Source organism: Rhodopila sp. (assembly GCF_035548095.1).
Classification (GTDB): Bacteria; Pseudomonadota; Alphaproteobacteria; order Acetobacterales; family Acetobacteraceae; genus Rhodopila.
Genome location: NZ_DASZUV010000001.1, coordinates 464130 through 476696 on the forward strand (window position 1 = coordinate 464130; position 12567 = coordinate 476696).

12 protein-coding genes and 2 pseudogenes are annotated in these 12567 nt (G+C 64.2%); 7 read left to right on the plus strand and 7 right to left on the minus strand.

Annotation, left to right across the window (positions count from 1 at the left end; genetic code table 11):
* Window positions 1-92: 92 nt before the first annotated feature.
* Window positions 93-278 (plus strand): annotated as a pseudogene (locus VHC04_RS02115) (Rdx family protein); the annotation flags it as partial.
* A gap of 150 nt (window positions 279-428) precedes the next feature.
* A complete protein-coding gene (locus VHC04_RS02120) occupies window positions 429-2522 on the plus strand; it encodes a sodium-translocating pyrophosphatase (protein ID WP_325677436.1) in 2094 nt (697 codons plus the stop codon).
* A gap of 165 nt (window positions 2523-2687) precedes the next feature.
* Here VHC04_RS02120 and VHC04_RS02125 read toward each other — a convergent pair whose 3' ends face one another.
* Genes VHC04_RS02125 through VHC04_RS02135 form a run of 3 tightly spaced genes read right to left on the minus strand, consistent with a single transcriptional unit; the run spans window position 2688 to window position 6216 of the window.
* Window positions 2688-3653, minus strand: coding sequence for an ABC transporter ATP-binding protein (locus VHC04_RS02125; protein WP_325677471.1), 966 nt, complete (start codon window positions 3651-3653; stop codon window positions 2688-2690).
* A gap of 59 nt (window positions 3654-3712) precedes the next feature.
* Window positions 3713-5221, minus strand: a complete 1509-nt coding sequence (locus VHC04_RS02130; RefSeq protein ID WP_325677438.1) for an ABC transporter permease — start codon at window positions 5219-5221, stop codon at window positions 3713-3715.
* Window positions 5222-5235: 14 nt separating this feature from the next.
* Window positions 5236-6216: an iron ABC transporter substrate-binding protein gene (locus tag VHC04_RS02135; RefSeq protein ID WP_325677440.1), complete on the minus strand. Its 981-nt coding sequence runs from the start codon at window positions 6214-6216 to the stop codon at window positions 5236-5238.
* A 342-nt stretch (window positions 6217-6558) separates the two neighbouring features.
* Here VHC04_RS02135 and VHC04_RS02140 point away from each other — a divergent pair, with 342 nt between their 5' ends.
* From VHC04_RS02140 to VHC04_RS02160, 5 genes are all read left to right on the plus strand, one after another.
* On the plus strand, window positions 6559-6978 hold the full coding sequence (locus VHC04_RS02140) for a group III truncated hemoglobin (protein ID WP_325677441.1): 420 nt from the start codon (window positions 6559-6561) through the stop codon (window positions 6976-6978).
* The gene (locus VHC04_RS02145; RefSeq protein ID WP_325677442.1) at window positions 6975-7391 is read left to right on the plus strand and encodes an Rrf2 family transcriptional regulator; all 417 of its coding nucleotides are present in this window, start codon (window positions 6975-6977) and stop codon (window positions 7389-7391) included. Before VHC04_RS02140 ends, VHC04_RS02145 begins: the two co-directional genes overlap by 4 nt.
* On the plus strand, window positions 7388-7939 hold the full coding sequence (locus VHC04_RS02150) for a 5-formyltetrahydrofolate cyclo-ligase (RefSeq protein WP_325677444.1): 552 nt from the start codon (window positions 7388-7390) through the stop codon (window positions 7937-7939). The genes VHC04_RS02145 and VHC04_RS02150 overlap by 4 nt, the downstream gene beginning before the upstream one ends.
* Entirely contained in the window at window positions 7936-8376 is a 441-nt protein-coding gene (locus VHC04_RS02155) for a PAS domain-containing protein (protein WP_325677446.1), read from the plus strand. Before VHC04_RS02150 ends, VHC04_RS02155 begins: the two co-directional genes overlap by 4 nt.
* 116 nt (window positions 8377-8492) lie before the next feature.
* A complete protein-coding gene (locus tag VHC04_RS02160) occupies window positions 8493-8906 on the plus strand; it encodes a hypothetical protein (RefSeq protein ID WP_325677448.1) in 414 nt (137 codons plus the stop codon).
* Between the two features lie 405 nt (window positions 8907-9311).
* On the opposite strand, the pseudogene VHC04_RS02165 reads toward VHC04_RS02160, so the two are convergent.
* The 4 genes and pseudogenes from VHC04_RS02165 to tnpA all read right to left on the minus strand — a co-directional run.
* Window positions 9312-9760, minus strand: a pseudogene (locus VHC04_RS02165) (transposase); the annotation flags it as partial.
* A gap of 23 nt (window positions 9761-9783) precedes the next feature.
* Entirely contained in the window at window positions 9784-10893 is a 1110-nt protein-coding gene (gene tnpC / locus VHC04_RS02170; RefSeq protein WP_325677450.1) for an IS66 family transposase, read from the minus strand.
* 147 nt (window positions 10894-11040) lie between these two features.
* Window positions 11041-11391 carry an IS66 family insertion sequence element accessory protein TnpB gene (tnpB, locus tag VHC04_RS02175; protein ID WP_325677452.1) on the minus strand — a complete coding sequence of 117 codons (351 nt, stop codon included), beginning with the start codon at window positions 11389-11391 and terminating at the stop codon, window positions 11041-11043.
* Window positions 11282-11863: an IS66-like element accessory protein TnpA gene (gene tnpA / locus VHC04_RS23015; protein ID WP_408903765.1), complete on the minus strand. Its 582-nt coding sequence runs from the start codon at window positions 11861-11863 to the stop codon at window positions 11282-11284. The genes tnpB and tnpA overlap by 110 nt, the downstream gene beginning before the upstream one ends.
* Window positions 11864-12567 lie beyond the last annotated feature (704 nt).

The window sequence follows — 12567 nt, forward strand, 5'->3', positions numbered from 1 at the left end:
TGCTGCCAAGCTTTTCGGACATTTCCGGGCCCTTGAGGCGTTCAGCCATGCAGATCGAGATCGAATATTGCGGCATGTGAGGGTATGAGCCGCGTGCCCGTGCGGCACGGGATCAGATTCTGAGGCACCATCCGGCGGCATCGGTCAGCTTGCGCAAAAGCAGCGGCGGGGTGTTCGAGATCATCGTCGATGCACGACTCGCGTTTTCCAAAAAGGCACTCGGGCGTTTTCCAACCGATACGGAGGTGATGCGGGCGGTCGGCAGCCCCCGCGCCTGATCCGACTCACGATTCCCTGGCCTCGTTCCTTGGCTTCGGGCACCGCCGGTATTTGCCTGATACGCCCGTGTCTGGCATACGCCGACGGCTTCGCTCGGGCATCGCGACGCTGTGTCCGGCGGCCAATCGAAACGAAGGGAATGTATCGGGATGAGCGTTGCCGAACTCCTGATCATAATCTGCGGGCTCGCCGCCCTGGGTTATGGTGCCATAACGACGAAGGAGGTTCTTGCCGCGGACGCCGGAACGGCCCGCATGCAGGAGATCGCCGGCGCGGTGCAGGAAGGCGCCCGCGCCTACCTGAACCGCCAGTATCTCACCATTGGCGTGGTTGGGATCGTCATCCTGATCCTGCTCTGGTTGACCTTGGGCAAGTTCACAGCCCTGGGTTTCCTGATCGGCGCGGTGCTGTCCGCCGCCGCCGGTTATGTCGGCATGAACGTGTCGGTGCGCGCGAATGTGCGTACGGCGCAAGCCTCCCGCGCCGGCCTGGCACAGGGCCTGGATGTCGCCTTCAAGTCAGGCGCCATCACCGGCCTGCTGGTGGTCGGGCTGGGGCTGCTTGGCGTTGCCGGCTACTACTTTTTTCTGCGTTCCACCCTGCCGTCCGATGACCTTCGACCGGTGCTGGAGGCGATGGTCGCCCTGGGCTTCGGCGGCTCGTTGATTTCCATCTTCGCGCGTCTGGGCGGCGGCATCTTCACCAAGGGCGCCGATGTGGGCGCCGACCTGGTGGGCAAGGTCGAGGCTGGCATCCCCGAGGATGACCCCCGCAACCCGGCGGTGATCGCGGACAACGTGGGTGATAACGTCGGTGACTGCGCCGGCATGGCCGCCGACCTGTTCGAGACCTATGCCGTGACCATCGTGGCGACCATGCTGCTGGCCGGCATCTTCTTCACCGGCCCGGCGCGCGACGCGATGCTGCTGCTGCCGTTGGCCATCTGCGCTGTCTGCATCCTGACCTCGATCGCCGGCACCTACTTCGTCAAGCTCGGCCGCGACAACGGCATCATGAAGGCGCTGTATCGCGGCCTGATCGCCACCGGTCTGACCTCGATCATCGGTGTCGCCATCGTCATCTTCATCTGCGCCGGCATCAACGCGATTCCGATGACGGGTGGCGGGACGGTGAACGGCATCCAGCTGTTTATCTGCGCCCTGGTTGGCCTTGCCGTTACCGGGCTGATCGTGGTGATCACCGAGTATTACACCGCCACCGAATATCGGCCGGTGCGTTCGATCGCGCAAAGTTCCACCACCGGCCACGGTACCAACGTGATCCAGGGCCTGGCCGTGTCGATGGAGGCGACGGCGCTGCCGGTGATCGTCATTTCGATCGGCATCGTCGTCACCTACATGATCGCCGGCCTGTTCGGCATCGCGGTGGCGGCGACGACGATGTTGTCGCTGGCCGGCATGATCGTCGCGCTCGACGCCTATGGTCCGGTGACCGACAACGCCGGCGGCATCGCCGAGATGGCCGACCTGCCGAAGGAAGTGCGGGTAACCACCGATGCCCTGGATGCGGTCGGCAACACCACCAAGGCGGTGACGAAGGGCTATGCCATCGGCTCCGCCGGACTGGCTGCGGTGGTGCTGTTCGCGGCCTACACGCAGGACCTGACGCACTACTTCCCCGCACTGCAGGTCGATTTCGCCTTGCAGAACCCGTTCGTCGTCATCGGATTGTTCATCGGCGGACTGTTGCCGTACCTGTTCGGTTCGATGGGCATGACGGCGGTGGGCCGCGCCGCGGGGTCGGTGGTGGTGGAAGTCCGCCGGCAGTTCCGGGAGATCCCCGGGATCATGGAGGGTACCGCCAAGCCGGAATACGGCAAGGCCGTGGATATGCTGACCAGGGCGGCGATCCGGGAGATGGTGTCGCCGTCATTGCTGCCGGTGTTGGCGCCCATCGTGCTGTGGATCATCATCGCCATCGTTGCCGGCCGCGCGGCCGCCTTCGCCTCGCTGGGCGCGATGCTGCTGGGTACCATTGTGACCGGCTTGTTCGTCGCCATCTCGATGACCTCGGGCGGCGGCGCCTGGGACAATGCGAAAAAATACATCGAGGAAGGCAACCACGGCGGCAAGGGTTCCGACGCACACAAGGCGGCGGTGACCGGGGACACCGTCGGCGATCCCTACAAGGACACCGCCGGTCCGGCCGTGAACCCGATGATCAAGATCACCAACATCGTGGCCTTGCTGCTGTTGGCCGTGCTGGCTGGGTGGATGCACTGAAACCCGCCACGCGCGGGTGATGCAGCGGCCCCGAGGTTCGCCTCGGGGCCGTTTTTTATTCCACCTGGCCTGGCCTCGGGCCGCCAGTGCCCGACCGTCGGCGCCGGCGGCATGCTGCCGTCGGGTGGCTGGCCATCCCCGGTGGCCGCGACAATGCCGCTCGGTTTAGCCTGGCAGGATATGCGCCTTGCCAGTTACCGTTATCCGCACAGCGGTCGTTGGCCTCAGCACCTCCGATGCCAATTGGCGGATGGTGATGGGCGTTGGGCTGCCGTCGATCCTGACCGTATAGACGCAGGTCGAGCCGCCGAATTCCACGGCCGTAATGATGCCGGGGCCGGCGGGATCGGGTTTCAGCGTGACTTGCTCGGGCCGCAGCATGATCTCGGCGCGACCGCGCCGACTGCCCCCCGCGACCGTCACGATACCGAACAGGCAGTGTGCGATACCGTCCACCACCTCCGCGTCGGTCAGCAGCGCATCGCCGAGGAACAGTGCCAACTCACGATCACAGGGATGCGCATAGAGCGTGCGCGGCTCTCCCGCTTGCACCAATCGCCCCGCCCGCAACACCGCCACCTGATGCGCAAAGGAGAGCGCCTCGGTCTGGTCATGTGTCACCAGCACGGTCGCGATGCCTGCCTCTTCCATCAGATCGGCCACGACCTTGCGCATATTCGCCCGTAACCCGGTATCAAGCGCCGAGAACGGTTCATCGAGCAGCATCAGCCGCGGGGCGCGCGCCAGCGCCCTGGCAAGGGCGACACGCTGCTGTTGGCCGCCAGATAGCTGGTCCGGCCGCCGCGCCAGCATCGCCGTGTCCAGGCCCACCTGCTCAGCCAGCATCGTGATCCGCCGTGATCGGCCAGGGTCGCTGCGCGGCAGGCCGAAGCCGATGTTTTCGCCAACCGTCAGATGTGGGAACAGCGCGCCATCCTGGGCCACCACCCCGATGCCACGCCTGTGCGCCGGCAACGCTGTCCTGCCGTCCGCCAGCACCGCGCCATCCAACACGACGCGGCCGCGGTCTGGTGCCTCGAATCCCGCGATGATTCGCAGCAGGGTGGTCTTGCCGGAACCCGACGGCCCGACGACCGCCGTCCGACTCCCGGCTGCGACCGTGAGGTCCACATTGTCCAATGCCAATGTGCCGCCGTATCGCTTGGTCAGCCCGTGAAGAACGAGAAAACTCACCGACCGGCCATGCGGCGGGATTGCACGTGCAGCAGCACGGTGAGCGGCAAGGCGAACAGCACCATGATCAGGGCATACGGCGCCGCGGCGGCATAGTCGATCTCACTGCTATAGGCCCAGAACATGGTGGCCAAGGTCTGCACGCCGTTCGGGGCCAGCATCAACGTCGCGGTGAGTTCGTTGGTGATCCCGAGTGAGACAAGTGCCATTCCCGCCGCCGCACCCGGCGCGGCGACCCGTATCGTCGTCGCCCATAGCGCGGCAAGCGGCGGCCGGCCCAGCGAGGCGGCGGCCTGCTCAAGCTCCACCGGGGCCTGTGCGATGGAGCTGCGCAGGCTCAGCATGCCACGGGGCAGAAACAGCAGCATGTAAGCAACCAGGATCGTCGTCACCGTCTGATAGAGCGGTAGTGCCACACGCACTGTCACCGTCACCAGTGCAAGCGCGATCACGACGCCCGGCAACGAGCCCGCTACGTAGTTGCAACCTTCCAACGCCCGCTGCGCCCGGCCCGGCTGGCGGATCGAGAGCCACGCCATCGGCGCCGCCGCCGCGACCGTCAGAATGCCGCCAGCCGCCGCAAGTAGCACCGTCTCTCCAAACGCCGGGCCGAGTTCGGCCGGTCGCCAGGCGCCGACGCCGCCGAACCAGAGCCAGCGGGCCAGCGTGAGCAGTGGCACCCCAAGCGATGCCGCGGTCAGCGCCGTCAGCAATGCGAGGCATGGCAGCCGCCACAGCCCTAGCCGGTGTGGTGGCGGCAGACGTGCTGGTCCGCTACCCACCCGAGCGTAGCGCCGTCTGCCGCGCCCGGCGGCATCGGCACCGAGTAGCGCGAGGCAGCATAGCACAAGCACCCCACCGAGCATGTTCGCTGCGGGCGCATCGTAAGCGGACTGGAACTGATCGACGATCGCCGTCGTGAAGGTGTCGAACCGGATCATCGCGAACAGCCCGTACTCGCCGAGCAGGTGCAGGCCCACCAGCAGTGCCCCGCCACACAACGCGAGCCGAAGCTGCGGGAGTACCACCCGGCGGAACACGCGCCACGGTCCGTCGCCCAATGACGCCGCCACTTCCTCTAGTCCCGGGTCCAGCCACCGAAGCGCCGCCGCTACGGGCAGGTACATGAAGGCGAGATAGGCGATGACCGACATCATCACGCCGGCGAACGGCCCATGCAGCGACGGCCAGACCGTCACCCAGGCATAGCCCTGCACGAAGGCGGGAACGGTCAGTGGCGCCACGATCAGCCACGCCCAGACTCGCGCGCCCGGCAAGTCCGTGCGCTCGGTGAGCCAGCCGAGCGCCACTGCCAGTATCGCGCAGATCGGCAGCGTCAACAGGATCAGGAGCGCCGTGTTGCCGAGTAGCTCGCCCACCCGTGGTCGAAACACCAGGGCTTGTATGGTTGACCATCCTGCGTCGACTGCCATGAAAGCGATGAAGCCGAGCGGCAGTAGCGCCAGCAGCGACACCAGCAGCGCTGCCCCTTCCATCCAGGGCATGCGCGCATGAGCAGCTATAGCAGCCCCGCCTGTGTCATCAGGTCGGTTACCTGTTTGCTGTTGAGTTTCGATGGGTCGACGTTCGGGGCATCGAGTTCGGCGAGTGGCACCAGTTTCGGGTTAGATGCCGCGCCAACGCCGACCGCATACTCATAGGACGTACCCGTCTTGAGCACGGTCTGGCCGCCCTTGCCGCTGATCCACTTGACCAACGCGAGCGCTTTGTCGGGCTGCTTGCTCGACGCCAGCACGCCGCCGCCCGACAAGCTGACGAACGCGCCCGGATCCTGGTGGCGGAAATAGTGCAGCGCCGTATTGCCGCTGTTCTCGGCGGTCTTTGCCTGATCGACGAACCAATAATAGTGATAGATGATGCCGCCTTCGACCTGACCCGCGTTTACCGCCTTCAACACGTTGCCGTTGCCCCGATAGGCCGAAAAATTGGCCTTCATCCCCTTCAGCCACGCAAGCGTTACCGCTGACCCCTTCAGCTCCAGCATGGCGCTGACGATTGCCTGGAAGTCCGCCCCGCTTGGCGACGCCGCCCACCGGCTGCGCCACGCCGGCTGCTCGAGATCCATGATCGATCTCGGCAGTGTGCCGGGATCGAATTTACGCTTGTCGTAGACAAACACGGTGCTGCGCGCGGCGATGCCGACCCACCTGCCGCTTGATGGACGGAACCCGGGTTCGACCTGGTTCAGAATATCAGCCGGCAAGGGGCGGAACAGCCCGGCATTGTCGACCAGCGCCATGGCCGGCGAGTTCTCGGTCAGGAACACATCGGCGGGCGAGTTCTGGCCTTCCTGCAGTATCTGGTTGCCGAGTTCGGTGTCGTCGCCGTTCCGCACCGTCACCGCAATGCCGGTTTCCCTGGTGAAACCTTCAATCCACTCCTTCGCCAGCGCGACGTGCTGGGCGTTATAGAGCGTGAGCGGCGGCCCGCCCGCGGATTGGGCCGGAGCGGACGAAAGAGCGAACAGGGCGCCTGCCATCGTGATAGCAGCGTCTCGGCGGGTTATGCGAACAGACATCGGCTTCCACTCGAGAGAACATGGCAGCAGCAAGTGCGGCTGCGACGCATTCTTATGCGCGCCCTGCGAAATCTGCAATCGGTGCGAGATGTCATGTGCGGACGGGTTGCCTGACTGGCCCTCGCCGAGCCATCGGGCTGCCTGCCGACCGGTCTCTGTTACGCTATCGGTGCGGCCGCAGCCGCCGCCGGGTATCCGCAGCTCGATGGGTGCCCGCACCCAGGCTGGCGCTCCGGCGCATCTTGAATATCGTCTCCGGGTTGGCTATAAGATTTATTCGAAATATACCTTATAGGCCCGTTCATGGTTCAGAGCCGACACGCGACGATCACAGAAGACGCAATTGCCACGCTGGTCGACGCATTCTATGCGCGGGTGCGCCGGGACCCGACATTGGGGCCTGTTTTTGAAGCGGCAATTGCCGAGGAGGAGTGGCCGGAACATCTTGAGACGATGCGACGTTTCTGGTCCTCCGTCATGCTCACGTCCGGCCGGTACTCCGGCAATCCGGTCGCGGTGCACCGTGCCGTTGCCGGCATTGAGCGATCGCTGTTCGCCACCTGGTTGGCGTTGTTTACCGAAACAGCGTCTGAACTGTTCGAGGCGGGGCCCGCGTCGGAGTTCGCCACCAAGGCCCAACGCATCGCCACCAGCCTGCAACTCGCCCTGTTTCATCGGCTCGGCGGTCCACCAGACGGCCTGAAGCGAAAGCCGGCCGCATGAGATTGACCGCCTTCAGCGATTATTCATTGCGTACCCTCATCTACCTTGCCGTCAGGGGCCAGTCGACGATTGCAGAGGTCTCGCGTGTTTATGGTATTTCGGAGACGCATCTGAATAAGGTGATCCACCAACTCGGCATCGCCGGCGAAATCGAGACGGTCCGCGGCCGTGGCGGTGGCATCCGGCTGGCGAGACCGCCGGCCGCCATCAATGTTGGCGCTGTCGTGCGACGGACCGAGGATTTTGCGCTGGTTCCCTGCCTTGAGGGTGCGGTCTGCCTGATCGCGCCCGCCTGCATGCTGCAAACGGCGCTGAAGGAGGCGATGGCGGCGTTCCTCGCTGTCCTCGATCGCTATACGATCGCCGATCTCGTCTCGTCGCCTGCCCTTGCCGGCCTTCTGGAGGTGGCATGATGGATGTCGCGGCCTGGCGGCGCGAAAAGCGCAAGGAATTGTATGCTGCACGAAAGGCGATGACCGCCGCACAACGCCACGAAGCCGCGGAAAAGATCGCAATCGGGCTGGACGAGCATTGTCGACGTCACAGACCGGCGCTGGTCGGGCTCTACTGGCCCATCAAATACGAACCCAACCTCCTCTCTTGGGCGCGTGAGCGGGCCCGGGACTTGCGATTTTGCTTACCGGTCGTGGTTTCGCGGGAACAACCGCTCGAATTCTGGCGGTGGTCACCGGGCGACCCGATGCAGTCAAGTGTGTGGGACATACAGGTACCGGCCCGCCGGGACGTTGTCACGCCCGATGTCATGATCGCGCCACTGCTGGGCTTTGATCGTGACCGTTATCGACTGGGTAATGGCGGCGGCTATTTCGATCGCACGCTTGCGGCACGGATGGACCGTCCGTTCGTGATTGGCGTCGGCTACGCGAGCGGCGAGCTGGAAACAATCCATCCTCAGCCGCATGACATTCCCATGGACCAGATTCTGACGGAGCGATCATGATGGACCCGGTGTTCGCTGAGGCGCTGATCACCAATATGCCGGATGCGGTGGTGTATTCCGACCGTGATGGCGTCGTGCGATATTGGAACAACGGAGCCGAGAGGATGTTCGGCCATACAGCAGCCGAAGCGATCGGCCGGAGCTTGGACCTGATCATCCCCGAAGGACTGCGCGCGCGGCATTGGACCGGCTATCATGAGACGATGCGTACGGGCCAAACGCGTTACGGCGATGGCCAGACCTTGTCGGTTCCCGCCGTGCGCAAGGACGGTAAGCGCATCTCGGTGGCTTTTACTATCGTTCCGTTCGTCGATGACAGGGGTTCCATGACGGGGATCGCGGCGATCATGCGCGATGTCACCGCGCAGTTCGAAGAGATGCGTGCGCTACGCAGGGAAGTGGCGGAACTTCGGCAACGGGGGCAGCAAGCCAGCTGATGGACCGCCATTTAACGCAAAGACCCTTCTGCGGCATATGCGCCGATAGTGCCCTGACTGCTTCCGGCGCTGTGCTACGGAAGGATTCCATGACAACGTGAAACGTGGCCGGCTGAATGATCACGCAAACAAGGGCCGCAATGAAGAAAGGACCGATCATGCCGCTTCGCACGCTCGCGGAAGCGATCTCCCACTACGGTCGTGACGCCTATCTCCTCACGGTCGCGAAAGATGGCCCGCATACGAGCAATGTAACGGTTGAGCTTCGGGATGGCCGTATCGACTGTCACATAGGGACATCCGCGGCCAAGAATATCGTGACTGCGCCTCACGTGTCACTGTTCTGGCCGCCGACAGAGCCCGGCGGTTATGCCCTGATCGTGAACGGCACGGCCGCAGCCGCTCACCGGTCGACGGGCGTGACGGGAACGCAGATCATGCTGACGAAATCGGTGCTGCACCGCCCTGGCCCCAAGCCTGAGGACAGCGACGGTCCATGCGCGTCCGATTGTCGTCGCCTGACGTGGTAGCCCAAGGCCGGTCAGCAGGTGATTCCACCGTGGTTGACCGGGAATGGCAGGACGATTAAGGCATCCTCCCATGACCGGCCGCCCGGCAAGAGCGGGGAAGCGCGACACGGGACTGTCGGTGTGAGGCGGTAGAATGCGGTATTGGTAAAAGGTTGAACGGTGCCTTTGCCTCCCATGTCTCCGGGTTGGACACTGGTGGGATGTGAATGATGAAGATGGGCACTATGTCTACGCTACAGCCCTATGAATCTGTGCCAATTAGCGTCAGTTCGCACCGGGCGTTCTGAGCATAGAGACCTTGAAAGAAAGCGCTTCGTGTTCTATGTCCCTCTTGTTAGTCGTTCGTGAAGAACGTGATTTTCGGATGCCCGCGACCGCCTGAGTTCCCCAAGGCCTGCCTCCCGCGAGGCTGCGGGTCCAAGCCCGCAAAAGCATGCCGAACCACTTCAACAGCAGGCTGAAGTTGTAACCGACGCCGCCAGCACAGCGTTGGTGGCATCGCCAGCTCGGCCTGCAAGGAAGTTGCGATCCATTCGATGATCGTCCTTGAGGTGACCGGTCACCGGCTCGATCGCTGATCGCCGTCTCAACTCCCGCTTGATCTGATCGGTGACACCTCGTTTCTGGCCGCTGGTATAGACCCGCATCCCTTTGATGGACGGCGCTTTATGGCTACGATAGCCGGCGTCGGTGATCATCCGCGTCAGCGATCCGCCGATCTGTTTGATGATGGCAGACACGATCTTCTCCAGCATGTGCCCATCATAGGGATTGCCTGGCAGGGCGGCGACATAGGCAACGAACTGCCTGCCCTTGCAACGATAAAGCGGTGTGGCGACGGAGACCTTCACGCCGCCGCGCGCTTCGACCCTTCGGTCTACGGGCTTGCAGAGCTTCGGCGGTGGGGGACTTCGCTCCTGACGGACCTGTCGTCGATGCTCGGCGGACCGACCGCGGATCTCGGTCTGATGGCGTAGAGTTCCCCGACCTTCGCCAGCACCCAGGCGGCGGGCGGCGACTGTGTCGAGACATGGAAGTCATAGAAGGCGCGCCGCATATGCGCCCAACAGAAGGCCAGCGTCACAGAGCTGTCCGCACGATCCAAAGCCGGCCGCTTGAATCCGTCATAGCCGTCAACCTGCAGCACACCCCGGAAGCCGGCCAGATGGTTGGCAGGCCGGATGTTCCTGCGATCCTCGGTGTAGCCATAGGCGGCAACCGGATGGGTCGGCCCAGGCCACGGCCGGTCATCAACCGCGTAACACCAGATCCGTCCGGTCTTGGTCCGGCCACGGCCAGGGTCGAGCACCGGCAAGGTGGTATCATCAGCAAACAGCTTCGGCGCCGACAGCGCGGTGCTGACCATGATCTCATACAGCGGCGTCAGCCACCAGCAGGCACGGCCGACCCAGTTGCTCAGCGTCGAGCGGTCCAACGTAACGCCCTGACGTGCCAGCATCTGCGATTGCCGATACAGCGGCAGGCTGTCGCCGTATTTGCTGACCAGCACGTGTGCCAGCAACGCCTCGGTGGCCATGCCGCCGTCGACCGGCCGCTCCGGCGCCGGAGCGGCCAGCACGGCACCCTCGCAGGTTCGGCAGGCATAGCGCGGTCGGCGCGTGACACGAACCCGCAACTGCGCGGGCACGATATCCAATTGCTCCGTGCGCAGTTCGCCGATCGTGTGCATCGCGCCGCCGCAGCAGGGACAGGCGCCATGGCCGATCTCGATCAGCACCTCATAGCGCGGCAGATGCGCCGGGAGGGCACCGTGGTTGCGGTTGGGGAGAGCCGCGCGCCGCTGGCGTTGGATGTTCTCGGTGGCATCCTGCGCGGCCTGAGCGGCAGCGACGGTTTGCTCGAGGTCCTCCAGGGCCAACTGCAACTGGTCCGTGCTCAACTGTTTCGAGCGGCGGCCGAACTGCTGGCGCAACAGACGCTTGATCAGCAGGTGCAGCTTGTCGATCTCGGCATCAGGCTGCTGCAAGGCCGTCTGCTACGGCTGAGCCGCAGTGACCACCTCACGTAGCATCTGCTGCAACGTTGCGGGATCATCAGGCAGGGCGGCGAGATCGATCTGCACGTCAGCATCATGATCAATACCAACGAATCGGTTCCAATGACTCCGACGTGATCAGCCCATTCGTTCAGGCACCCGGCGTGGTGGTGGCGCGCGCCACTCGCAACCGTCGAGCAACGCGGTCAGTTGTGCCGGGGTCAACGCGATCCGCCCCGTCGTGGTGGTTGAGGGCAAGACGAACTGGCCGTGCTCCAGCTTCTTGGTCAGCATGCATAGGCCGATGCCGTCGTGCCAAAGCAGCTTGATCAGCCCGGCGCGGCGCCTACGAAAGGCGTAAAGTGCGCCGCTGAAGGGATCATCGGACAACCCCTGCTGCACCAGCATGGCGAGGCCGACCATCCCCTTGCGCATATCCGTCACACCGCAGGCCAGGTAGACGCGCACGCCAGGTGGCACGGCAATCATGGCTGATCCAGGACAGCCAGCACGCGGCGTGTAACGCGATGGCATCCACCGTGGCATCAACGCGCAGCGTTACGCCACTGGGCAGCACGATCTCGATCAGCCCCGCCGGACGCGGCAGCACCGGCGAGGCATTCCCGTCGTCCGGTCTGTCCCGTGGCTGTGGCGTAGGCGTCATATCCACCTGTGCGAAGTCCGGCGTTGCACGCGACAACACCGTCATCTGCCCGCCGAGCACCTGCTTGCGCCACGTGTAGAGCTGTCCGCTGCTGATGGAATACTTCCGGGCAACTTCCGTCGGCGTCGGCGCAGGCCCCAAGCTCTCAGCGACAATCTCGCGCTTCTGCTCCAGCGTCCAGGCCCGACGCCGCTCCTTGCCGGTAATCACCTCGACACGCGGACTGCGACCAGTCTTACGACCTATCTTATGAGCGCTCTCAGCGTCCGTGATGACAGTGGTGGCGGGCTCGTCCATGACCAGCTTCGATCACAGCGCCACCCCGCGCCGCCATGTGCTACCGCCGCAGCGCTTACTGATTTCTCCGGCCACGGCATCGCTTCAATGAGGTCGAGGCACGCGTACCTCGGAAGCAACTTCCATGACGTGCATGTGCTCGGCACCGGGTTTACGCTTCAATGAGGCCGAGGCACGCGTACCTCGGAAGCGGGGACGTCGATCTTGTAACTGGTCGAGGTTGCGCCGAGCTTCAATGAGGCCGAGGCGCGCGTACCTCGGAAGCGATGAAATACATCTGTTGGGGCGCCACCCCGCCACTCCGCTTCAATGAGGCCGAGGCGCGCGTACCTCGGAAGCGCCGCCCGTCAAGGACGCGACGAGGTCCGGGCGGGGCACGCTTCAATGAGGCCGAGGCGCGCGTACCTCGGAAGCCCGATACCCGCTCGAAACCTGTCGCCGACTGTTGTCCTGCTTCAATGAGGCCGAGGCGCGCGTACCTCGGAAGCCAGTCCTACCGTCATTCAGGCGATTGGTGATGCGGCCGCGCTTCAATGAGGCCGAGGCACGCGTACCTCGGAAGCGAATTGGTGTGTGCAATCGTCGGGCAGGAGCAAATAGTGGCTTCAATGAGGCCGAGGCACGCGTACCTCGGAAGCCATCCAGCGCCCGCTGGATCGACTCCTGGAAATCGGCGCTTCAATGAGGCCGAGGCACGCGTACCT